The 24,612-nt window shown below is 42.6% G+C and carries 22 protein-coding genes; 17 read left to right on the plus strand and 5 right to left on the minus strand.

Annotated features, from left to right (window positions below; all coding sequences use genetic code 11):
- Positions 1-8 precede the first annotated feature (8 nt).
- Both ACE3MZ_RS05000 and ACE3MZ_RS05005 read left to right on the plus strand, forming a co-directional pair.
- Positions 9-881, plus strand: coding sequence for a carbohydrate ABC transporter permease (locus tag ACE3MZ_RS05000; protein ID WP_411346700.1), 873 nt, complete (start codon positions 9-11; stop codon positions 879-881).
- A 64-nt stretch (positions 882-945) separates the two neighbouring features.
- Entirely contained in the window at positions 946-2,496 is a 1,551-nt protein-coding gene (locus tag ACE3MZ_RS05005) for an ABC transporter substrate-binding protein (RefSeq protein WP_411345382.1), read from the plus strand.
- 186 nt (positions 2,497-2,682) lie between these two features.
- Here ACE3MZ_RS05005 and ACE3MZ_RS05010 read toward each other — a convergent pair whose 3' ends face one another.
- On the minus strand, positions 2,683-3,021 hold the full coding sequence (locus ACE3MZ_RS05010) for a hypothetical protein (RefSeq protein ID WP_411345383.1): 339 nt from the start codon (positions 3,019-3,021) through the stop codon (positions 2,683-2,685).
- Between the two features lie 201 nt (positions 3,022-3,222).
- On the opposite strand from ACE3MZ_RS05010, the gene ACE3MZ_RS05015 reads away from it, so the two are divergent.
- Positions 3,223-3,843 carry a LysE family translocator gene (locus ACE3MZ_RS05015; protein ID WP_411345384.1) on the plus strand — a complete coding sequence of 207 codons (621 nt, stop codon included), beginning with the start codon at positions 3,223-3,225 and terminating at the stop codon, positions 3,841-3,843.
- 164 nt (positions 3,844-4,007) lie between these two features.
- On the opposite strand, the gene ACE3MZ_RS05020 is transcribed toward ACE3MZ_RS05015, so the two are convergent.
- From ACE3MZ_RS05020 to ACE3MZ_RS05030, 3 genes are all read right to left on the minus strand, one after another.
- Positions 4,008-4,625 (minus strand): TetR/AcrR family transcriptional regulator, encoded by a 618-nt coding sequence (locus tag ACE3MZ_RS05020; protein ID WP_411345385.1) that lies wholly within the window; start codon positions 4,623-4,625, stop codon positions 4,008-4,010.
- Positions 4,626-4,728: 103 nt separating this feature from the next.
- Positions 4,729-5,637 (minus strand): arginase family protein, encoded by a 909-nt coding sequence (locus ACE3MZ_RS05025; RefSeq protein ID WP_411345386.1) that lies wholly within the window; start codon positions 5,635-5,637, stop codon positions 4,729-4,731.
- Between the two features lie 92 nt (positions 5,638-5,729).
- Complete coding sequence (locus ACE3MZ_RS05030; RefSeq protein ID WP_411345387.1) at positions 5,730-6,098, minus strand: EthD domain-containing protein; 369 nt, start codon at positions 6,096-6,098, stop codon at positions 5,730-5,732.
- A 226-nt stretch (positions 6,099-6,324) separates the two neighbouring features.
- On the opposite strand from ACE3MZ_RS05030, the gene licT reads away from it, so the two are divergent.
- The 10 genes from licT to ACE3MZ_RS05080 all read left to right on the plus strand — a co-directional run bounded on the left by licT (position 6,325) and on the right by ACE3MZ_RS05080 (position 17,776).
- Complete coding sequence (gene licT, locus ACE3MZ_RS05035) at positions 6,325-7,158, plus strand: BglG family transcription antiterminator LicT (RefSeq protein ID WP_411345388.1); 834 nt, start codon at positions 6,325-6,327, stop codon at positions 7,156-7,158.
- Between the two features lie 231 nt (positions 7,159-7,389).
- On the plus strand, positions 7,390-7,887 hold the full coding sequence (locus ACE3MZ_RS05040; protein ID WP_411345389.1) for a helix-turn-helix transcriptional regulator: 498 nt from the start codon (positions 7,390-7,392) through the stop codon (positions 7,885-7,887).
- 149 nt (positions 7,888-8,036) lie between these two features.
- Positions 8,037-9,929: a beta-glucoside-specific PTS transporter subunit IIABC gene (locus tag ACE3MZ_RS05045; RefSeq protein ID WP_411345390.1), complete on the plus strand. Its 1,893-nt coding sequence runs from the start codon at positions 8,037-8,039 to the stop codon at positions 9,927-9,929.
- 27 nt (positions 9,930-9,956) lie between these two features.
- Complete coding sequence (locus ACE3MZ_RS05050) at positions 9,957-11,141, plus strand: MFS transporter (RefSeq protein ID WP_411345391.1); 1,185 nt, start codon at positions 9,957-9,959, stop codon at positions 11,139-11,141.
- Between the two features lie 73 nt (positions 11,142-11,214).
- Positions 11,215-12,009: a MurR/RpiR family transcriptional regulator gene (locus ACE3MZ_RS05055; RefSeq protein ID WP_411345392.1), complete on the plus strand. Its 795-nt coding sequence runs from the start codon at positions 11,215-11,217 to the stop codon at positions 12,007-12,009.
- A 223-nt stretch (positions 12,010-12,232) separates the two neighbouring features.
- The gene (locus ACE3MZ_RS05060; protein ID WP_411345393.1) at positions 12,233-13,153 is read left to right on the plus strand and encodes an arginase family protein; all 921 of its coding nucleotides are present in this window, start codon (positions 12,233-12,235) and stop codon (positions 13,151-13,153) included.
- A gap of 57 nt (positions 13,154-13,210) precedes the next feature.
- The gene (locus ACE3MZ_RS05065) at positions 13,211-14,641 is read left to right on the plus strand and encodes a glycoside hydrolase family 1 protein (protein ID WP_411345394.1); all 1,431 of its coding nucleotides are present in this window, start codon (positions 13,211-13,213) and stop codon (positions 14,639-14,641) included.
- 157 nt (positions 14,642-14,798) lie between these two features.
- A complete protein-coding gene (gene namA / locus ACE3MZ_RS05070; RefSeq protein WP_411345395.1) occupies positions 14,799-15,848 on the plus strand; it encodes an NADPH dehydrogenase NamA in 1,050 nt (349 codons plus the stop codon).
- A gap of 19 nt (positions 15,849-15,867) precedes the next feature.
- A complete protein-coding gene (locus tag ACE3MZ_RS05075; RefSeq protein WP_411345396.1) occupies positions 15,868-16,710 on the plus strand; it encodes a MerR family transcriptional regulator in 843 nt (280 codons plus the stop codon).
- A gap of 85 nt (positions 16,711-16,795) precedes the next feature.
- Positions 16,796-17,776: an NAD(P)H-dependent flavin oxidoreductase gene (locus ACE3MZ_RS05080; RefSeq protein ID WP_411345397.1), complete on the plus strand. Its 981-nt coding sequence runs from the start codon at positions 16,796-16,798 to the stop codon at positions 17,774-17,776.
- A 198-nt stretch (positions 17,777-17,974) separates the two neighbouring features.
- On the opposite strand, the gene ACE3MZ_RS05085 is transcribed toward ACE3MZ_RS05080, so the two are convergent.
- Positions 17,975-19,042: a LacI family DNA-binding transcriptional regulator gene (locus ACE3MZ_RS05085; protein ID WP_411345398.1), complete on the minus strand. Its 1,068-nt coding sequence runs from the start codon at positions 19,040-19,042 to the stop codon at positions 17,975-17,977.
- 416 nt (positions 19,043-19,458) lie between these two features.
- Between ACE3MZ_RS05085 and ACE3MZ_RS05090 the strand changes: the two genes are divergently transcribed.
- From ACE3MZ_RS05090 to ACE3MZ_RS05105, 4 genes are all read left to right on the plus strand, one after another.
- The gene (locus ACE3MZ_RS05090; protein ID WP_411345399.1) at positions 19,459-20,430 is read left to right on the plus strand and encodes an ABC transporter permease; all 972 of its coding nucleotides are present in this window, start codon (positions 19,459-19,461) and stop codon (positions 20,428-20,430) included.
- A 41-nt stretch (positions 20,431-20,471) separates the two neighbouring features.
- Positions 20,472-21,353: a carbohydrate ABC transporter permease gene (locus ACE3MZ_RS05095; RefSeq protein ID WP_411345400.1), complete on the plus strand. Its 882-nt coding sequence runs from the start codon at positions 20,472-20,474 to the stop codon at positions 21,351-21,353.
- Between the two features lie 65 nt (positions 21,354-21,418).
- Positions 21,419-23,029, plus strand: coding sequence for an ABC transporter substrate-binding protein (locus tag ACE3MZ_RS05100; RefSeq protein ID WP_411345401.1), 1,611 nt, complete (start codon positions 21,419-21,421; stop codon positions 23,027-23,029).
- Between the two features lie 4 nt (positions 23,030-23,033).
- The gene (locus ACE3MZ_RS05105; RefSeq protein ID WP_411345402.1) at positions 23,034-24,611 is read left to right on the plus strand and encodes a glycoside hydrolase family 32 protein; all 1,578 of its coding nucleotides are present in this window, start codon (positions 23,034-23,036) and stop codon (positions 24,609-24,611) included.
- The last annotated feature ends 1 nt before the right edge of the window (position 24,612 follow it).

Consider the following 24,612-nt stretch of genomic DNA (forward strand, 5'->3'; position numbering starts at 1 on the left):
GCCGGGACATGAGTGAGACGATTGTCAGCTGGGTCGGTTATGTTGTCATTGCGCTGTTCGCGGTTGCCTGTTTGCTGCCATTTCTGCTCATTCTAGGCACTTCGTTTACGAGTGAAGCGGCGGTCAAGCAATATGGCTTCAACATCTGGCCGCATGAATTTAGCACGTTTGCGTACCGAATCGTATTCGAGAATCCGAAGCTGATTATCGGCTCGTATCTGGTCACGATGGGCATTACGATTGTCGGTACGGCAGTCGGTCTGTTTATCGTAGCGATGACGGGATATGCGTTACAGCGCCCGGATTTTCAGTATCGGAATAAGATTTCGTTCTTTATCTACTTTACGACGCTGTTCTCCGGTGGGTTGGTGCCATTTTATCTGCTGATTACACAGTATTTGGAGCTGAAGGATAACTATCTGGCGGTGCTGCTGCCGGGTCTACTCAGTCCCTTTTTGATCATTATGATGAAAAGCTTCGTTCGCTCCATTCCGCATGCGATTACCGAGTCTGCCAAGATTGACGGTGCAGGTGACTTTACGATTTTCCTGCGTCTGATTTTGCCGATGTCGACACCGGCGCTGGCGACGATTGGATTGTTTATCGCTCTCGGGTATTGGAATGAATGGTACAATGCGATGCTGTTCCTGTCGCCGGATATGGATTATCGTCCGCTCCAGTTATTTTTGTACAACGTGGTAACGAGTGCCGACTTTATCCGCAACTCGGCGGCATCATCCAATGTATCGATGAGCGATGTGCCACTCGAAACGATGAAGATGGCGACCGCTGTTGTAGCGACCGGACCGGTCATTCTGTTCTACCCATTCGTGCAGCGTTATTTTATTAAAGGAATCACGGTTGGTGCGGTCAAAGGCTGAAGCTGATTACGGCAGGCTCCGACAGATTCATAGGGTGCTATCTATCTCAAAAGGGGGAACGTATATGTGGAAATTCCGTAAGCTAATCTCGGCAGTATTGATCACGGTGATCGTATTATCGCTTGCTGCCTGTGGTGGCGGCAGCAAATCAGGCGCAGGAGACGACAAATCGCAGTTTGTAACCGTCACCTTCGTAGCGCTGGGCGACAAGCCAAAGAACGGACAATTTGAGAAGGTAATGGAAAAAGTTAATACAATCATGAAACAGAAGATCAATGCCGAAGTGAAATGGAAATGGGTCGAATGGGCAGACTGGCAAACAAAATACAATCTGCTGCTGGCATCTGGCGAACCAGTCGATCTGATCACAATCGGTACGGACTGGCTGGATACATGGTCTAATGCGCAGCGTGGCGCCTTTATGCCGCTGGATGATCTGCTGCCAAAATACGCACCAGAAACGTGGAAATCAATCCCGGCGGAAGATTGGGATCAAAGTAAATATAACGGTAAAATTGTTCTGATTCCTGAAAACGATTACACACAATGGATCAACCACGGATTCTTCTATCGTGGCGACTGGGCAAAACAAGCAGGCATCACTGAGCCGATCAAAGATTGGGATACGATCGGCAAATATCTGCAATGGATCAAAGACAACAAACCTGGCGTCATTCCGTGGGATGCGCAGTCCAGCACTAGTACATTTGGCGGCTGGGTTCAATCGCATACCAGCTATCTGGAATTGCCGATCTCGACCGGATATCTGCCGGTATTCAATACCAAATCGTACGATGACCGTTACACTGTGGTCAGTCCGGTATTCGAAGATACATTCCTTGATTTTGCCAAAACGATGAAAGACTGGGCAGATAAAGGCTACTGGCGTGAAGATGTATTGAACAACAAAAACGATACTCGCATTGCACTGCAAGCTGGACAAACTGGTATGGATCAGCATCATACCCAAACGTTCTCCGGTCTGCGTGTACAGATGGATGAGAAACAACCTGGCTCTGAGCTGCAAATGTTCCCATTCTCCCGTACAAGCAATAACCTGCTAGAAATGCCAATCTCACATGGCGGCGTATCGATCGGCGCACATAGTAAAAACCCGGAACGTGCCCTGATGGCGTACGATCTGATGCGCAACGACAAAGAAATTTATCAGCTGATTAACTATGGTATGGAAGGTACACAATACGAGATCAAAGATGGAAAACGCACACTGCCTGCGGGCTACAATGAAACGAATGATGCATTCTATTCCGACTTCTGGGCAGGTCGTGTCGACAAAAACGAAATTCCAAGCGATACAACATGGGACAAAATCGATACCCTGTACAGCGAATACGACAAAATCAAAAAGCCGTATCCATATGGACAATTCGTATTTGACAAAACAGCTGTCGAATCCGAGCTGACCGCTATTTCACAAGTAACGGCAGAGATGGGACCAGCGATCACCTACGGTAAAGCCGGTGATCCGACACAAGCAGTACAGGACTTCCGCGACAAATTGAAAGTAGCGGGCTACGATAAAGTGATGGCTGAATTACAACGCCAACTGGATGCGTACAAAACCCAGCAAGATCAAGCTGCGGCTGCCAAGTAAAATCCCCCAATAGACAGTCGAAAAGTGTAAGTCGTGTATGAAGTACTGTGAATAAATTACAACGATTTTATTCTAGATTATCAATAGCTAGACTTTGATTTTTAGAAATGACTCTTTGGATGACTGCAATACAAAAGCGCCACGATGAAAATCGCGGCGCTTTTGATATGCTATTCGGCTAAATTTCTATATTTGTTCCATAGTAATGACCGATTTCTTCTTACCAAGAATCCCCATGAAGCCACCAATTACTAATAATATACCTGGTAGCAAATATAAGATAAGTACACTGAAAAATCCGCCTATACCGCTTACAAGCATCAGCCATCCTGCTAGTCTTGGTTTTGCTTTGCACATTGCAGCACTTACAATTGCTAATATACTAAATATTAAACCCATCAAACCAGCCGTCCACACCCCACTCGTACCATCAGGTGAAAGAACAACTGCAAATACTCCAGTAATCAATGCAACAACCGAACAAACAATTCCAAAAATGCCACCAGTCAGACCCATAGCAAACATTCAACCACCCCTAATTTATGTATTAAATACAGTATATAGGATAAATGGCATGCTGACTATAAAAAAATGGGGATAAAGACTCATAAAAAGTATTTAAGATAAAAAAATATTTTGGAGTACTATAGTATGCAACTGGTATAATAGCGAAACAAATAACTTTTGATATGATAGATGTATCTGTATAAATTTGGAGGAGATTGCATGGATATTCAAACTTTATTCGCTTTTCTGGGGGCAGCGATTGTACTTACAATCATGCCTGGACCTGACAACATGTTCACATTAACTCAAAGTATAATCAATGGCAAACATGCAGGTATATTTACTACGTTAGGACTTTGCACGGGATTATTAGTCCACATTTTGGCAGCTACTTTTGGTCTTGCTGCAATTATTTATCAATCGTCTTTAGCGTTTTCAGTAATTAAATATGCTGGGGCAGCGTATCTATTATACTTAGCGTACAAGTCGTTTAAAGCAAAAAATGCTAGTTTCGAGATTACAAATGAAGAGACTTTCAATCGCAAGTCATTGTATAAAAAAGGTGTGATTATGAATATTTTAAATCCTAAACTATCACTGTTCTTCTTAGCATTTCTTCCACAGTTTGTAGATCAAAAGAACAATATATCTATTCAAATGCTTACCTTAGGAATAGTATTTTTAATTCAAACTTTAATCATTTTTATGTTAATTAGTATTTTCTCAGATAAAATTGGTGTGTTATTTCGGAAAAGTCCTACTTTTTCAAAAAAGATGAATTACATCCAAGGTTCAATATTTACCGTACTCGGATTGAAAATTGCATTCACACAAAAATAAAAGAAACAAAGAGACTAGCTAATTAGCTAGTCTCTTTGTTTCTTTTCAAACATAGTTAAAGATACTATACCCAAAGGTGTCTCTAAATAGATTCAAGTGTTTTCTTTGTAAACTATTTTATTAGATCATAATATCAATCATTTGACTGTAAGAGCATAATAGTACTACCGAGATTGTAAAGTTCTTCTAATAATATGGGCAAATTGATCAAAGTGCTGATTAATATCAAAGTTCTTATCAATAGCTATACGCATAGTTAATCCATTAATCATAGCCTGTAGCCATAGAGCTAAGCTTTCTACTTGATAACTAGGGTCAAGAGAGTCCGAAACGACAGCCTCAGCAAGAAGATGCTGGAATGATTGCTGCACAAGAAGATTATTCTTGCGGAGTATATTTTGTATTTCATCATTTCTAGAAGCTTCGGATAGGATTTCTAGCCAAAGTTTCTGATCCATCGAATACACAGGCATATATATATAATCATGCAAAAGCTGAATAATACCTTCGATAGAATTATCAGTATTAAGATTTTTTTGAGCATGTTTTATCATAGAATATTGCTGTTCCTCAACAAGTGCAATGATAAAATCCTGCTTGCCTGAAAAATGACGATACAGATTCCCGGCACTCATACCGGCTTCTTTCGCAATTTGTGCAATCCCTGTATTATGAAATCCGTTAGAAGAAAAACATGTAACCGCGGCGTTCATCAACAAACGTCTACTATTTTCTTTTTGAAGCGTACGTTTCGATGAATGCTTGGTTGTTTCATTCATCATACTGATATACAGAAGGTATAGTTCATCTTCCTTTCCCCCTTATTATCAAGAAATAACATACTGAAATATCTTATGTTGTACGATATCATATTGAATTATCATTTTAAATAGTTACAAAGGTAGGACGTTGATTGTCATCAATGTCGCCGAGCAAAGGTAAACGAGACAACATATTTTGTAAAAAGTATGCATCCCAAGGGAAGTGCTCGGTAATACCCAATCCAACAATATCATATTGCTTAGCGACATCTTGTAATAGTTGAATAATAGTTTCCATGCTAACGCCACGTGGGAATTTGTCTTTGTATTCGTCATACGTCTTATAATAGGCAACTAACAAAGAGCGGAACTGAGTCATATCCAATACATCCAGATCAAAATGGATCATTACTTTAGAAGGCTTACGCTCATGTAACCATTCCAACACGTTAGAACTATCTTGTATTTCGTCTGGACCGAGTCGATCCAATGGTAACGACTGAATAGGTTTTGATTGAAGGGCATCTAACATATCGTTTAAACCAACAAAAAGAATCTGTTCCGGTTTGAAAACACGAGGCACTTCTGCGACAAATTCAGGATCACCTACGCCTAGCAAATTAGCAAGAACTTGTGCATGATGATTATGAAAATCTTCTGGAATGGATACATCTGGATGCGAGTCGACCCACAACAAGACAGTGTCTCCATCGTATTTATCATTCAAATACGCAAATGGAGCAAGATCTACGCTGCAATCACCGCCGAGAATGACAAGACGGTCAGGAGCATGTTTGCGAATGATTTGTTGGGCGGCACGGGCTTGGTTTAGAACAGTCTGTCGGGCAAGAATTCCATCTTGTATCGTAGGATCTAGTTCTAGGCTAACAGGTACTTCTTCAAATGGTCCTTCATGCTGTGGAGCCAGCCAATTTAGAAGCCGTGCCCCAAGAATATAAGGAGCATTATTCGCCCCCCCTTGCCATTGTGGGAAAAGGAGACGAAGTGTATGTTCAGAAGACGGTTTTGTCATAAATAAGCTCCTTTGTTTAGTATTGAGTGAACGTTCATTCACTGTTATCATATAAGATAATTGATTCTTTATTCAAGTTCGAATAGCGATTATTATACAATTTGACGAGGAATCACAGGGATGATGAGTTGGTCTTGAGTATCAATAAATGTCAGAGTATCTTCATCTAATCGTTGCCCTTCAGGTGAAATCCAAGCAGCTTCAGCAGCAGCAGCATTCTCAAAAATAAAAATAGATACTGCATCGTAAGGCAATTCGGAAGGTAAATAGGGACCATCTCCTTGACCAGGAGGACGTGTAGGATGCTGACGGTAAGAAAGTAGCCCTGGCAATTGAGAAGCCAGTGGCGCGTGAATATGTTCATAATGTGCATGGAATTCTTCCAATGTTATACCAGATTTTCTGCGGATCACCGCCACAAGCGTATGTCCATGCTCAGGATAGACGGAAATATTCTTCATTATATACAACTCCTTTATTAAAATTACGTGTCATTATACAGATGCAAAACCGAATATAAAAGAGTCTAAACATAGAAAATCAGGGTGTAAACCAAGAGTGGATTTGCTAAAAAAATGTCATTTATTCTCATTGACGCTCAATTTAATATGGTGGTAGAATCACCTTCAATTCAGTAGGTAAAGTAAAGCCCCCATAGCAAGGATATATAAGGAGGGATAAGAAAGTATGATAATTTCTAGAGTTATTAATAATAATGTCATTACGGCATTAGATAGTCAGAAAAAGGAACTTGTCATTATGGGGTTAGGTATCGCCTTTCAAAAGAGAAAAGGGGATGCGGTGGATGAATCCAAAATTGAGAAGGTGTTCAGTTTAGATAACCGAGAACTACATGATCATTTGAAGACACTACTAAACAGGATTCCTCTGGATATCATGTCTTTGACAGAAGAAATTATCAGCATGGTTGAACAAAGTACAAAGCGTAAGCTTAACGAAAGTATTCATATCTCACTTCCAGATCATATTCATTTTGCCATTGAACGACAAAACAAAGGACTGGATATTCAAAATGCTCTCTTATGGGAAATCAAACGGTTTTATCGCTTAGAATTTGATATGGGGCTACAAGCGCTAACGATCATCAAAGAACATACGGGTGTGGAATTTCCAGAAGATGAAGCTGGCTTTATTGCTATGCATATTGTAAATGCTCAAATGAATGAGTCTGTGCACGGAGTAACGAATATTACTAAACTAATCAAAGAAATATTGAATATTGTGCAATATAATTTCAAAATGGATTTGGATGAAGAATCACTCAATTATTTTCGGTTTGTTTCGCATCTACGTTTTTTCGGACAAAGGATGTTTAATCAAACTGCAACCGAAAGTAAAGATCAAAAACTATTCAAACTTGTAAAGGAAAATTATGAACATGCCTTCAATTGTGCAGAAAAGATTGGTAGCTATGTTAAACAAAATTACGATTATCAGCCGAGTGACGATGAACTACTGTACCTAACGATTCATATTGAAAGAGTAGTAAATAGAAATTAGTTCTTACACCACATGTAAGCGTTGACAATGAATTCGAATCGTGATAGTTTGTAACCACAACATATTTATACAACTGGAATAAGTAGGATTGTAACTGTTTCGAACAGGCAAGACCTAAATTCTATCGAACTTGTGAAAAGTCGCGAGTTGGTTGAATTTGGGTCTTTTTTTGTTCTTTATAAATCGTTGTGTGCATTGATTTTACAAATTTCTGCAACAAGGAGGAATGAAATGAGTATTCTGCTTGTACAGATGGATGATCATAAACTTGAAGAAGTAAGACAATGGATTCATGCAAATTATACGAAAGCTCAAGTAAAGACAATATCTCATCAAGATGAAGTGGATTGGCATCAATCCGAATTAATTATTGACGCTCATGAGATTGAAGAGGTAACTGCTCCTGAAGACATATTGCAACAAATCAAAGAATACATTCAGCAGCATTGTAGTCAATCTTTGACATTGACTCAGGTGGCTGAACAAATTCATTTTACCCCGGTGTACTTTGGTCAATGGTTTAAGCAGAAAACAGGCATCGGCTTCAAAGAATATATTTTGCAGATCAGGCTACAGCAAATGAAGTACTGGTTATTGAATAGTTCGTATACGATTGATTGGATTGCTGCGCATGTAGGCTATCAAGATGCAACGTATATCTCCAAAACGTTTGCGAGAGTATATGGATTATCGCCAGGAGCGTATCGAAAACAGTATCGGCTAATTTAAAACCTCATAACTATCAGATAGCAGGATTGTAACTGTTTCGAGCAGGCAAGACCTGAATTCAAACGAGCTTACAGCAACCGCGGGTTGTAAGTTGGTTGAATTTGGGTCTTTTTTTTATAAAAATGAATGACTTGGGGGAGACGATACGTATGAATAAAAATGAAAAAATCGCTGACGAATTATTGCCTTTGTTAGGCGGAAAAGACAATATAAATGACTATACTCACTGTGTCACTCGGTTACGACTTTCGCTCAAAGAAAATAGTAAAGCGGATAAGGCAGCGATTGAGTCTGTACCTGGCGTTATGGGAGCCACAGTAGTTGGTGAGCAATTCCAAGTCATACTCGGTGATAAAGTAGAGGACGTGTATCGAGCTTTTTCGAAGCTAGTGGGTGAAAAGGAAGGAGAGAAAACTACTGAAGGATCTAATCGTCCAAAAGGATTAAAACATGTATTTAGTGCTTTTTTAGATACGATTTCTGGTATTTTTGTACCGATCATCCCGGCAATCATTGGAGCCGGTCTGCTAAAAGGGATTATTATCTTTTTGATGTTTTATAAGTTGGTATCGACAGAGAGTACAGCGTATCAATTGCTGAATATCTTTTCGGACGGAGCATTTTACTTCTTACCTATACTAGTTGCATTCAGTTCTGCTAGAAAGTTTAACGCTAACCAATATGTAGCTGCTTCTATCGCAGGTATTCTTGTTCATCCAAGTTTGGCAACTCTATTGAGTGGAGAACAGGGTGTCACGATATTTGGAATTCCAGTTACAGCCGTTGGATATTCGTCAACAGTTATTCCTATCATTTTAGGTGTTTGGTTTATGTCTTATGTTGAAAAAGGACTTAGACGTATCTTACCTAAAATCTTACACACTATTTTCTTACCAGTATTTACAGTTTTGATTGTTGCTCCTGTTATTTTGATCGCATTTGGTCCGCTGGGCGTATTGATTGGAAATGGGATTGGAGCAGGATTTGTTTCCTTGTATATGAGTTACGGTTGGTTAGCTGGATTACTCCTGGGTGGATTATATCCGTTGCTGATTCTTACAGGGATGCACGTTGGTTTGTTACCTGTGATGGTGCAGTCACTCTCCCGATATGGTTTGGATTATATTATGGGAATTGGCGTAGCTTCTAACTCAGGACAGGCTGGAGCGACCTTTGCTGTTTATTTGAAAACTAAAAATAAAGCATTTAAAGCTGTTGCGGGAACCGCTGCATTGAATGCTTTTATTGGTATTACGGAACCGGCAGTGTATGGTGTTACAGCTAGACTGAAAAAGCCACTGATTGCAGCAGCTATTGCAGGTGCACTGGGCGGGGCTGTGATGGGATGGTTTAAAGTAGGCGCAACAGGAATTGGAACCGGTCCAATTGCGGGTATTCCTTTATTTTTTGGTGCAACATTTATTTATTATTTGATTGGCTGTGCTGTGAGTTTTGCAGCAGGGTTCATTTTAACCATTATCATCGGTTTTGAAGATATTCCTGAGCGTAAAGAAACATCTGTTGAGCCGGTTATACCTACAGATCAGGAAATCCAGCCTGAAAACAAGTTATTCGATAATCCAGATCGTATCCAAACAGTACTAAGTCCGATTCAAGGCGAAGTCGTAGAATTATCGCAGGTGGGTGATCCTGCTTTTGCTGCCGGAATGATGGGGAAAGGAATCGCGATTCGTCCGACATCTGGGCGTGCCGTATCTCCAGTCGCTGGTACAGTCGCTACTGTATTTAAAAAGAAGCATGCCATTGTGATTGTATCAGATGAAGGAGCAGAAATTCTTATTCATATTGGGATCGATACAGTAAAGCTGAACGGAGACCCCTTTACGACGCATGTTGAAGTAGGACAACGGGTAGAACCGGGAACGTTACTGGTTGAGTTTGATATTCCGATGATTCAGCAAGCAGGCTACGATATTATCACGCCAATTATTATTGCTAACAGTGCCGAGTTTCTCGATGTTCATCCGCAGCTTTCCGAGCATACGAATGAGTTGCATCTATTATTAAAAATCGTCGGATAATTCAGATAATTGCAGGAAGGAATCTACATGTTAACTTCAAAACAAAAAATACTCACTTTTGCTCTAGCCTTAATTACATTTACGGTGGGGACGAGTGAGTTGGTTATTGTAGGATTATTAACGCAAATCGCATCGGATCTACGTGTTAGTTTGGCTTCTGCTGGCATTTTAATTACTGGCTTTGCGATTTCGTATGCACTTGTCACCCCGTTTGTAACGGGATATATGAGCAAGTTTCCTAAGCGTCCTGTGGTACTCACTCTCATTCTTATCTTTATTTTGAGTAATATTGCAGGAGCATTAACCTCTTCCTTTATTTTCTTACTATGCACACGCGTGATTACGGCAGTAGTCAGCGGGGTACTAACGGCACTCTCGATGACGATTGCCAGCGATTTTATTCCAGCGGATAAACGGTCCTCAGTTGTTTCGATTATTTTCGCGGGCTTCACAACGGCTCATGTACTTGGTGTCCCGCTAGGTACCTTTATAGGGCAAATTAGTTCCTGGCATTATACGTTTTGGGCTACTGCTGGATTAGGCACCATGGCGTTGATATTAAGCTGGTTTGTGATTCCACCTATGCAGGCAGGACAACCCGCATCCGTACTCAAGCATTTTGTTATTTTTAAAAATCTCCCAATTGTAATCGGGTTTTTGATTCCAGCAGTAAGCTTGACTGGTTCGTATACTCTATACACTTATATTAGTCCCATTATTGAAGAGCAAATGAAGATTCCCTCTCAGTATACAGGTGCGATCTTACTTGCTTATGGGATATTCTCTATCTTCAGTAACTATGTAAGTGGCTATATTGCCAGTCGAAATGGATTAAGCAAGCTGAGAATTGGATTTATCTTGCAAGCAGCTGTATTAGCCTCTTTTTACTTCACCATGCACACTACGATTACAGGTATCATCAGCATCATGCTCATGGGGGTATTCATTTATATCATGAATGCAACGATTCAATTGTTTCTGATGGATCAGGGAGCACAGTACTCGGCAGCTACGCGAGATTTTGCGGCTTCATTAACTGCTGTCTCTGGTAATGTAGGAATTACACTGGGATCATTGTTTGGCTCCATCGTAGTGGCTTATGGACAAATGCAGTATCTTGCTATTACTGGAGCTGTGTGTGCTTTGATTGCTTCATTATTAGCTACTATTGGCTATCGTCTGCAACATACTAGTCATTCTGTACAGAAATAAATACTGCAAATATCTTGCTCCAACTTATAATAGAGTAAAGTCCATATTGTTATCGTTACAAGAGGAGATACTCATGATTATATATCAGCTGGAGAGAATGGAACATTTCACTTCACAAGAACAAGAAATCGCAAAGTTTGTTCTAGCCTATCCTATAGCGATCAGAGATATGTCAACGGATCAACTAGCCAAAGCTACATTTACTAGTCCCGCTACAGTTGTACGGCTATGCAAAAAGCTAGAAACAGAAGGTTATCATGATTTTAAACTAAAGTTCTCGTTAGAATATGTAGAACGTGCACAAGTCGAAGTCAAGTTGCAGGATTCTTCGTTGTCTTCTAAAAGCACGTATGCCGAACACAACGCTATCATTACCAATCTATACCAAAGTGCTCTTGCTTCTACCGATTTAATGATAAGTCCTCAACAAATACAGCGGATCGCTAACCGGTTACAACGAGCGCGGAAGATCGACATTTATGGTTATGGTATCGGGTATACTCTTGCGAATCAGGCTGCATTTAAACTGTTGTCTATCGGTGTTGACTGTATGGCACACGATGGAATTAATGAACATTATATTGCAGCCAGCAAAAAACCTTCAGATATGGTAGCAATCCTGATTTCATTTACTGGAAAAAATGCTTCGATGCTTCGAGTCGCCAAGTATTTGAAGGAAAAAGGAATCTATGTTATCAGTCTCACTGGACCAGAAAAAACAGAATTGACGCAACAATGCAATGAAAATATTCATGTAGACACAGATAAGACGATAGCAGGCATGGAAGCGATAACTTCGATTGTGTCCATCCAATATGTACTTGATATTCTGTTTTCTTTACTAAAGACATACCACCAAGAAGAATAAACGTATACAAGAGCGACATGCTTCCATTTGGAAAGCATGTCGCTTTTTTGTACCCAGTACACTAAGTGAAGTATTTAATGAAATTTCGTTTCACTTTACCACGCATTCAAAACACACATTTTGTAATTTGAAATCAATCAATTAAAAACACGCTGTATAAGTACAGGCACTACGTTACGATGTCAGGGATAGCCATCACACTTAGTCGGAAAGGAAGAGAAGAATGTCAGAACAGCAACCAACCGATCATACATTACTACGTTTGATCATGCCACAATGGCAGGGTGGAAATAATCCACCATACTTCTTAGGTTCGAAGCTGCTGAATTGGCTTGCTCCCAATGCTGAAGGAATAGAAGAGGAAGTTCCTGTTTCGTTACAAGAAGAAGGCTTGAAAGTAGAACAAGGTATTTTTGCACGTACTGATGTACTCAAGCAATTTCACGCTGCGCAAGATATTCTGCATAAAAATCAACCTACCCAAGTGGTCGTATTTGGTGGTGACTGTAGTGTAGAGTTGGCACCGATTGCCTATCTGAACGAAAAGTATGATGGGGATATGGCTATACTTTGGATTGATTCGCACCCAGATGTAAATGTGCCAGGGCATAATGAAGGACACAATTCGCAAGTACTTGCGAATTTACTTGGAGTTGGTGATGAAGAATTCGTGGCAGGAGTGCCCAAAAAAGTGGAACGTCATCAAGTCCTGTATGTTGGATTAAATGAATGGCAGCCCAAAGAACAAGAAATCATGGATACATTTGATTTAAAAGCGATTTCTCCAGAACAGATTTTGGATGATAGCTCTGCTGTATTGGACTGGTTGAACGATCATAAACCTTCGCGAGTGTTTATTCATTTTGATCTAGATGTCCTTGATCTAAGAGAAATTCGAGCTATTTTGCCAGCAAATCCATTTTATTACGAGAAAATGAAGACTCAGCTGCCACGAGCTTCCAGTTTGGAAACTATTATTCGAGTGATTCAAGATGTCGCTAATCAATACGAGGTTGTAGGATTAGGCATCACAGAGCATGTACCTTGGGATGCTTACTTTTTACAAAACATGCTGGAACGTCTTCCGCTGATTGGTGATGCACGGAAAAAAGATCAGCCACACTACAATTGGATCTGGTCTTGAGCTTATAAAGCAAAGAACGATCCAGCAATTCATTATACGAATATGGAGCGATGAAATATGTCAGTCGATAAATTATGGGGAAGAAAAGATGCACAACGTTTATTTCCAGAAGATTTTCTGTGGGGTGGAGCCGTAGCAGCTAATCAATTGGAAGGTGCTTATTTAGAAGATGGTAAAGGATTGTCTGTAGCTGATGTATTACCAGATGGTGTTTTTGGGCGAATCGCAGATCCACCAGAGGGGGAGTATTTGAAGCACCAAGCTATTGATTTCTATCACCGATATGAAGAGGATATTGCCTTATTTGCAGAGATGGGATTTCGTACTCTTCGTACATCCATCGCATGGTCACGTATTTTCCCAAATGGCGATGAAACTGTTCCTAATGAAGCAGGGCTTGCCTTTTACGATCGTGTATTTGATGAGCTACTGAAGCACAATATCCAGCCGCTTATCACACTGTCTCATTACGAAATGCCTCTTGGCTTGGTTCGTGAGCATGGAGGATGGTCTAACCGAGAAACAATTGCTCATTTCGAACGTTTTGCCAGAGTAGTATTTGAACGTTATGCAGATAAAGTGAAGTACTGGCTGACATTTAACGAGATTAATATCATTTTGCATGCTCCCTTTATTGGTGGCGGGATTTATCCAGAAAAAGCTACAGAGCAAGTATTGTATCAGGCAATTCACCATCAGTTTGTAGCGAGCGCACTGGCTGTCAAAGCCTGTCATGAACTGATTCCTGATAGCAAGATCGGCTGCATGATTGCAGGCGGACCATTGTATCCATTGACACCTAAGCCCGAAGACGTACTGGAAGCTATGAGAAAGGAACGAGAAAACTTCTTTTTCTCGGATGTACAAGTAAGAGGAGCATATCCAAGATACAAATTACGATACTTTGAAAAAGCGAATATCCAGTTGGATATTGCAGAAGACGATTTGGAAATATTGAAGCATACCGTTGACTTTGTATCATTTAGTTATTACATGAGTTATTGTGCCACTGTTGATACGGAACTGATCGAGCAATCTAGAGGAAATATTATGAGTGAAGTCAAAAATCCATTTTTGCCAGTATCAGAATGGAATTGGACGATTGATCCGCAAGGTTTACGTTATATCTTAAATCAGCTATATGACCGATATGGTGTACCTTTATTTATTGTTGAAAATGGATTAGGGGCTTTAGATCAGCCGGATGAACATGGTTACGTGAATGATGATTATCGTATTGATTACATGAAAGATCATCTTCTAGAAGCAGCCAAAGCTATTGATGAAGGTGTAGAGCTTTTAGGTTATACAAGTTGGGGATGTATCGATATTGTAAGTAATTCAAGCGGTGAAATTCGTAAGCGTTATGGGTTCATTTATGTAGATCGTCATGATGATTTAACTGGGGATTTCAAACGAACTAAGAAGAAGAGTTTTGATTGGTATAAGCAAGTCATTGCGACCAATGGAGATTATTTACAAACATAAATGTTACAAGATACTTGTATGTTTTGATGATCAACAAGCTTTTGCCTGCATGTTTAGAGGTGAAAGCTTGTTTATTTAGTAGCAATCGTACGTATTGACCCTATAGCTACTATAGGGATTATTGTGAATAATGTACCAAGCAAAGGAGGAAGCAAATATGGATGCGGCATTGTTCTCACCTTTCACCATCAAGGGGATTACTTTTAAAAATCGTGTAGTTATGGCACCTATGGGAACAAATTCTAGCTTTTCACTTGATGGTAAAGTTTCAGATTGGCAATTTGTTCATTATACGAGCCGAGCAGTCGGTCAGGTGGGCTTAATTATCATGGAGTCCATTTCTGTTTCTCCAGAAGGTCATGCCTATAATAGCGAACTTGGTATCTGGAGTGATGATCATATTGATGGACTGAAACGAGTCGTTAAATCTGTACATGACAATGGCTCAAAGATCGGTATTCAGTTGGGACATACAGGTGGGAAATCTTATTTTCGAGATACAGCTATCGCGCCTTCAAGCATCTCTTATGGAGAGGATCGTCAGCCCAAAGAGATGACCCGTGAAGATATTGTACAAATTATTCAGCGTTATCAGGATGCTGCTATTCGTGTACAAAAAGCAGGGTTTGATGTGATTGAAATTCATGCAGCTCATGGGTATCTTCTGAATCAATTTCTGTCGCCGCTTACTAATCACCGAACAGATGAATATGGTGGCACTGCCGACAATCGATACCGGATATTGGGAGACGTTATTGAAGCCATCAATCAGGTGTGGGATAAGCCTTTATTTGTACGAGTATCAGCTAGCGAATATCATCCAGAAGGAAATACAATAGACACTCATGTGGCGTATGCCAAGAACATGAAGAAGCAGGGGGTAGACCTGATTGATTGTAGCTCTGGTGGTGTCGTCACCGTACCGATTGACATCTATCCTGGTTATCAAGTGCCATTTGCCGAGCAAATTCGTCGAGAAGTTAAGATAGCGACAGGAGCGGTTGGACGAATTACTACAGGCATACAAGCAGAAGAAATTTTAAAAAATGAACGTGCAGATCTAATTTTTATTGGACGCGAGTTGCTTCGCAATCCGTACTGGGCACGAAATGCTGCGCTTGACTTAAATACAATTATTGATGCACCTGAACAGTATCAAGGAGTGTATGGTGCTGCTTGGTTTCCAAATCATGCGATCAACAAGTAAAGCCGAAAGGAATGAACGAATGAACGAATATTTCTCAGTTGGCGAAACCGCGCGACTGAATAATATTTCAATCCAAACCCTGCGTTACTATGACAAAATTGGGGTTTTTCAACCTCAATATATCGATCCTGCCAATAACTATCGGTATTATCATATACGACAATTTTTTTATCTCGATATTATTAAATATCTAAAGTATGTCAAAACACCACTTGATGAAATTCGTTCCATTGTTTCACGAACTCCGGATAAGATGCTTCATTTTTTAGAAGATCAGGAAATGGTCATTCATCATGAAATGCTAAAACTCGAGAAATCGCGAAAGCTTTTACAAAAAAGAAAAAAGCAACTGCACGAGCAGCTTGAGATATGCGAAAGAAAGGGTAGTGGATTGGTCTATTCGCGATATGTAGAAAAACAAACCATATTAAAAATATGCACACCTCCACTGAATCCGCATGAACAACCAGATATGTATTATCGCAAATTAGTAGACATTGTCGAAGAAAAAGGAGATCTCGCAGACAATTATTATGGGTATATCTATGATTTTAAATCGTATGAAGTATCTGGTGAAATTGAATGCAGCAGTATTTATACTACCGTTTGTGAGACAGATGATATTCATATTCAAGATACACGTATTCAAATAGACGACATCTCAGCTGGTGAATATTTATGTATATCTTTTGATTGGTCTACGCAAAATTATCTCTCTTATTACCAAATATTTCGCGAACATATCCTAAATGAAAATATTCAGACTGAAGGCAAAATTTATCAGCTGTCTCTACCGATTAATTACAGCTCTTTTCGCGAAGAACAGTTTTTAACCGAAATTAGAGTGAAAATCAAGAGGTAGTGTTGCCTCTAGCGTTGTTATATAGCTTATCAAGCAAAGTGCTGAACAACAATGAAACAAAGACGAATAAGTAAAGGAGTCTAACATGACAAATGAAAATAGAATCACGTCTATATTAGGTATTCAGTATCCGATCGTACAAGCAGCAATGAGCTGGATTACTGATGCTGCTATGGTAGCAGCAGTATCCAATGCAGGCGGAATGGGTGTACTGGGGCCCAATGCAGGAGCCAAATTTGATGGAGAACAGCGGATTAGCTCAGAAGAAAGACTTCGTCGCGAAATTCGTAAAATAAAAACGATAACCGATAAGCCTTTTGCAATGAACGTACTCTTCCCAGAAGAAGGAGACGAGACTTCAGAGCAATATGCTTTGCATACGTTGAATGTGGCTTTGGAAGAAGGAGTTAGACACTTTTTGGCTGTAGGTACAGTGAATACAAAGCTGTTCAAGAAAGTGAAACATCATCAAGCGATTCTTATTTTCCGTGAGCTAACGCCAACACCAAAAGGTGCACAAGCGGCTGAAGTAGCGGGGGCAGATATCTTGATTGCTACCGGTTATGATGAAGGCGGCTGGATTCCGCAAAACCAGATAGGTACCTTTTCGATTATACCGACTATTGCGGATGCAGTTGACATTCCAGTAATGGCAACTGGTGGGATTAACGATATTCGTGGCGTTAGAGCAGCTTTTGCTTTGGGCGCTGAAGGAGTCTATATTGGTACACGATTTATCGTCTCCAAGGAGTGTCCAGCAGCTGACATTGTGAAGCAGGATATTGTGAGTTCCACAGCTAATAATCTCGTGTTTGTATCTCCGCTTCAGCGCTCAATTGCACATAAATTGTCTCTTGAACTAGCAAGTATGCATGAGAATGGTACGGCACCTGCCGAAGAAATGAGCTTAAAGCCGGGAATGTTGGAAGGAAAGCTGGATGAAGGAATTATCTCGGTTAATACGGCTATTGATGTAATTAAAGAAATCAAAACCTGTGGCGAAATTGTCCAAGAACTAATGGCTGATTTCATCCAACACCCCCAACCAATGAACATATCTTTGTGATGGGTGGAGCATAGAATACGCTCCATTTTTGAAGTTAGGAGCTATTAGAAATAAAGATAAATATAGATAAAGAATACAATGCAAAAAGAGATGCTCATAGGCATCTCTTTTTGATTATTCGATTTTATTTTACGTAAGTTACTCTGTTATAGATATTATTCATACTTAAACTTATCTTGCGTAGATCATGCAGACTACTTATGAAGACGAAGATAGTCCTGCCGACTGGTTCAGTGCCGGAGCGGAGTCGCGAATACGTACATTCGTCTGCACATGAGCGGTGTAATATGGCTGCTGGGGATGACGGATGCGGGAGAGCAGCATGTCTGCTGCACGCACACCCATATCACTACTGAAAATATGCACGGTCGTCAGGTGTGGCTCTACGATCCGTGATTCGGTCGCATCATCAAATCCGGTCACACCAACATCTTGCGGCAGCGACAAGCCGCGCGCCTTGAGCGCCTTCATCAGTCGTACAGCGATAAAGTCATTGGCGCATACAAACGCCTGCGGCCATTGCTTCAGCTGCTCCAGTCGATGTTCCATCCAATCTGTTTCAAAAATAAAAAATTGATCATCATCCATAATGCACAGCCCCGGATCGAAGGAAATGTCCTGCTCCAGCAAAGCGCGGCGATACCCGAGCCAGCGCTCGTGGAAGCTTTTGCAATGCTGTCTGTCGCCGACAAAGCCAATTCGTTCGTAGCCACTATCCAGCAATTGTTTGGTCAAACGGTAGATGCTATGTTCATTTTCCATCAGCAGCACGTCTGCTTGAAAGCTGGAATAATCCGTCTCTGCTGCGCAATCGATGAAGATCGCCGGAATACCCAATCGAGTGATCATATCGCTGTAAGCGGCATCAAAAAGCTCAATACAGACGATACCATCCACCGCAGTACTGTCAAAGTTGTTCGGCAGCTTGCCAGCGTCGCGCTCATCGCTGCGCACAATATGAATCGATAGATTATAGCCTTCGGCGCTAATTTTTTTCTCCAGACCGCTGATTAGAGCAGAGCCAAAGTGTGACGTGTTGGGCATATTCGTCGTCAGCAGGGCGATATTGCCATTTTTGCGCGGCAGCAGATTGTCGGTTTCCATATAGGCGAATTGTTTGTATTTTAGCTCAATTGCTTTTTGAATGACCTTTTGCCGGGTTACGGCGGGAATGGCGGCATTATCGTTGAGTGCTTTGGATGCGGTATTGCGCGAAATGCCCAGCGCATCGGCAATATGCTGAATCGTTATCTTTTCTCGGGTCATGGTCCGTATCCACCTTTGTATGATTGGGTTGGAAAATCCGCTCATGAGATTACATAGTTTGAATATAAATCAGTTTGAGAGCAAAAGCAATTCTTGATGTACAAATGTAAACTATAATTGTGCAAATGTTTAGTTTAAGGTGATATTTTTGTCGCTTTATTTTTACATTTTATATTGACATATGAACAATCAATTTGATAAATTGTAAATGAAAAAAGCGACAAATGGATGAAGTACGATCGCATATGTAAACACGAATACGAATTAGCAGTGCGGAACGGAAGGGAGCGGAACATGTATCTGGCGGGAAACAGCCATCGTAACCGCACAAAAATGTAAGCGATTACTTATAGAGCTGATTCTGGGGTTAGAACGTAACTGTAATACTATCACCGATATGAAACGGGGGAACAAGCATGGAAAGCTCCGCCAAAGCAAGCAAACGGCATACCGGGCAAACGTTACTGCACAAGCGTCGGACGAGCGAAGGCATCTGGACGCAGCTCAAGAAAAATCGGTTTCTATATGTGCTGCTCACACCTGCACTGCTGCTAACGCTCATATTCAAGTACGGCCCGATGTACGGCGCGATCATCGCTTTCAAAGATTTCAGCCCGATTCGTGGCATCTGGAACAGCGAATGGGTTGGACTCAAGCATTTTGAGAAATTTCTGACCTCGCCGAATTTTGAAACGATTTTTATGAATACGCTTAAATTAAGCGTCTACGGACTGATCTGTGGCTTTCCGATTCCGATTTTGCTAGCGCTGATGCTTAATCAGATTCGCCGCCGTGGGATTAAGAAAAATATTCAGCTTTTTCTGTACGCACCGAATTTTGTATCGGTAATCGTAATCGCGGGCATGCTGTTTATTTTTCTGTCACCAACCGGACCGATCAATCAGCTGATCAGCTTCATTACAGGCACGCCATTGATGTTCATGACTGATCCCGAGTATTTCCGCTGGGTGTACATTTTGTCGGATATTTGGGCAACAGCGGGCTGGGCATCGATCATCTATGTGGCAGCGCTCGCCAATGTTGATCCCGAGCTGCACAATGCTGCCAGTCTGGACGGAGCGAGCTTACTGCGGCGCATCTGGCATATTGATCTGCCAACGATCAAGCCGATTATGGCGATTGTGTTCATTTTGGCAGCGGGCGGCATTATGTCCATCGGCTTTGAAAAGGCGTATCTGCTGCAAACGTCGATGAATCTGCCATCCTCTGAGATTATTGCAACCTACGTGTATAAGATCGGTCTGCAATCAGGCGATTACGCATATTCTGCTGCGGTTGGACTGTTCAACTCCTTGATTAATGTCGTGCTGCTGGTCGGCGTGAATCTGATTGTGAAGAAGCTGAACGATAATGAAGGGCTGTATTAAACGCTAATCGTAACTAAGATTCACGAAAGGATGAAGCTCATATGCTAATTCAAAATTCGCCATTTGACCGGTTCATGCTGGTGTGCATGAAGCTGTTTCTCATACTGGCGGTGTTGGTGGTCGTCATTCCATTTGGCTATATTATCATCGCTTCGTTTATGGACCCGACCGTGCTGCTCAATCGCGGACTGTCCTTTCATCCGGGCGACTGGAGTCTGGAAGGCTATCGCAAAATTCTGAGCAATGAAGCGATGATTCGCGGATTTTTCAATTCGGTCTGGTATGCGGCGGCATTCTCGATCCTTACGGTGCTAGTGTCGATTGGCGCTGGGTATGCGCTAGCTGACGATTCGCTAGTTGGGCGCAAGACGGTGATGACGCTGCTCATTATTACGCTCTTTTTCGGCGGTGGATTGATTCCGACCTATCTGTTGATTCGCGAGCTCGGCATGCTCAATACACCGTGGGCGCTGCTCATTCCGGGCGCGGTCAATGTGTGGAATATCATCTTGGCACGTACCTTTTTCAAAGGCATCTCGCGTGAGCTGAAAGAAGCGGCAAATGTAGACGGCGCGTCTGACCGAATTATTTTCACCAAAATTGTACTGCCGCTGTCCAAGCCGATTATGTTCGTACTGGCGCTATATGCGTTTGTCGGGCAATGGAACTCGTACTTTGACGCGATGATCTATCTGGAAGATTCCAAGCTGTTTCCGTTACAGCTCGTGCTGCGCTCTATTCTGATCCAGAATCAGGCGGCACCCGGCATGATCGGCGATCAGCAGGCGATGGCAGAGCTGAAGCGATTGTCCGAGATGATCAAATATTCGTCGATTGTCATCTCCAGTTTGCCGCTGCTGGTCATGTACCCGTTCTTTCAGAAGTATTTTGAAAAAGGCGTTATGGTCGGCTCGCTGAAATAAGCGCAAGCCCATCACAATATAGGCACATCATAATAATCCGGTACAACCGGAGGAGGTTGCGATCTATGAAAACAGTCAAGCCCGGCAAGAACATCTATGCTGCTATCGGTATTCCTGCACTCGTACTGGCACTGCTGGTCACCGGTTGTGGTGGTGAATCGGCTCAACCGCAGAAGACCGCAGACGGCAAGCCGATTCTGCGCATTCTCACTTCCAGTTCGCCGCTTGCGCCCGCCGATCCGAATGACAAGCTAATCCTGCAACGCTTGGAAAAGAAAACCGGTGTACATGTGGAATGGACAAGTTATACAAGTGATGTATTCGCTGAAAAGCGCAATCTGATGATTGCTAGCGGTGATCTGCCCGATGCGATCTTCGCAGCGGAATATAGCGATTACGATCTGCTCAAGCTGGCAAAGGACGGTGCGATTGTGCCGCTGGAAGACCTGATCGACCAGTATATGCCTAATTTGAAAAAGGTGCTGACGGAGCGACCGGAATATCGCACGATGATCACCGCACCGGACGGGCATATCTATTCGTTTCCATGGATCGAGGAGCTGGGACAGGATAAGGAACGCATTCAGTCCGTAGACGATATGCCGTGGATCAATCAGCAGTGGCTGGACAAGCTACAGCTGAAGATGCCAACGACGACGGATGAATTGAAGCAAGTTCTGACTGCCTTCAAAACGCAAGACCCGAACGGCAACGGGCAGGCGGACGAGATTCCGCTTTCCTTTATCGACAAGCCGGGCGGCGAGAATCTGACATTCCTGTTCGCCTCGTTCGGACTGGGCGACAATCCTGATCATACAGTTGTGACCAATGATGGCAATGTCCTGTTTACCGGTAATCAGGATGGCTACCGGGAAGCGGTCAATTATATCCACGATCTGTACAGCAATGGGCTGATCGATATCGAGGCGTTCCAGCAGGATTGGAATACGTATCTTGCCAAAGGCAAAGATGATCGGTACGGATTGTATTTTACATGGGACAAAGCGAATATTACTGGCATGAATGAGACATACGATCTGATGCCGCCAGTCGCCGGACCGGATGGCAAGGTGAATGTAACGCGCAACAATGCCATCGGCTTTTTCCGTGGCAGCATGGTTGTGACGAGCAGCAATCAGCAGCTAGAGCAAACTGCCAAATGGGTTGATCAGCTGTATGAGCCGCTGCAATCGGTACAGGATAACTGGGGCACGTACGGCGATACTACCCAGCAGAATATTTTCAAACTGGATGAGCAAAAGCAAATGCTCAAGCATCTGCCGCTCGAAGGCTCTGCACCGGTAGAAGTTCGTCAGAAGACGAGCATTGGCGGTCCGCTGGCGATCTTGAGCGATTATTTTGGCAAATATACGACGATGCCGGATGATGCCAAATGGCGGATGGATCTGATGAAAAAAGTACTGGTGCCGCATATGCAGGCAGATCATACGTATCCGAATGTCTTTTTCAGTATTGACGAGCTGGATCGTCTATCTACGATTGAAGCCGATCTATTCCCCTACATGCTACGCAAGCGAACCGAATGGTATCAAAATGGCAAAGCAGATCAGGAGTGGAATGAGTATATACAAGAGCTGGATCGACTTGGACTACAAGAATGGCTGAAAATCAGGCAGGACGGCTACAACCGCAGCCTGCAACAGACGGGAGAGTGATTGCATGTCTTTGCAAATACAACATGATTATCGTGGAGCGTACCATTTCTCGCCTGCACGCGGCTGGATGAACGATCCGAACGGTATGGTATATCTGGATGGAGAATATCATCTCTTTTTTCAATATCATCCGTTTGGCGAGACATGGGGACCGATGCACTGGGGACATGCGGTATCGGATAATCTGGTGCACTGGAGGGAGCTTCCAATTGCACTGGAGCCGGATGAACTGGGTACGATCTTCTCCGGCAGTGCGGTGGTCGATTGGCACAATACGACTGGCTTTTTCCCGGAGCAGCCGGGCTTGGTGGCAATCTTCACCCATCATGACGAGCAGCCTGGGCAAATGGTACGGCAAAGCCAGAGTCTTGCTTACAGTCATGATCGTGGACGAACATGGCAAAAGTATGCTGGCAATCCAGTGTTGACCTGTGAGACACGACCAGATTTTCGCGATCCCAAAGTATTTCGATATGAGCCGGACAATAGCTGGATTATGATCGTTACGTGCGGGCAGACGGTGGCACTGTATCGGTCATCCAATTTGCTGCAATGGAGTGAATTGAGTGTGTTTGGCGAAGGCATTGGTAGTCACGATGGCGTATGGGAATGCCCGGATCTATTTCCACTGCCGGTGCACAATGGAGAGCCGGATGAGCAGCGCTGGATTATGCTGGTCAGTATCGGTGATGCAGGCACCAGCGCGGAAGGATCGCGAACCCAGTATTTTATCGGACAGTTTGACGGGATGCACTTCATACCAGATGAAGCTTCACAGCAGGTGCGCTGGCTAGATCATGGACGAGATAATTATGCGGGTGTGAGCTGGTCAGACATTCCGGCAGCAGATGGACGGCGGCTGTATATTGGCTGGATGAGCAATTGGCGGTATGCGAATACGACACCGACTGGCAGCTGGCGCGGAGCGATGACGATTGCACGCGAATTGCTTTTGGAAAAAGGGGTGGACGGTTCCTTGCAGTTGCTTCAGATTCCGGTGAGCGAATTAGAGCAATGTCGCCATTCACTACTGCAACTGGAACAGGCGACACCAGAGCAAGTGAGGACAGCGCTAGCTCCGTTGCGACTGCGCAGTTATGAACTGCATGTTGTTCTGCCGACGACGGCATCGGTGGAATGGGAAGTGCTATCCGATGGACAGCATCGTACCGTGATCGGAGTCGATGCGGTGGCTGGCACATTGTATATTGATCGTACTGTATCCGGTGATGTAGTATTTCATGATCATTTTGCCGGACGGCATGAAGCTGTGTTATCGGCAAATGAGGCTGCGCTGTCAGCGCATGTACAGGTGCGGGAGCTGCGTATTTTCGTAGATCGCGGATCGGTGGAGGTGTTTGCCGACGGTGGTCTTGTTGTGATGACCGATCTGGTCTTTCCGACAGCGGGTGCAGAGCGATTAGGCTTGAGGAGCTGTTCTGATGAACAGAATGAGAAGCCAAGGATATCAGTAGCTGTTTATGATGTATCCACTAGTCGGCAAGCGTTACAGCATCTCTTGATACAAGACACGGGAGATGCAGGTATGTACGATGACAAGAATGTACAGACCAATACATGAC

The sequence above is a fragment of the Paenibacillus sp. WLX1005 genome (assembly GCF_046603685.1).
Classification (GTDB): domain Bacteria; phylum Bacillota; class Bacilli; order Paenibacillales; family Paenibacillaceae; genus Saccharibacillus.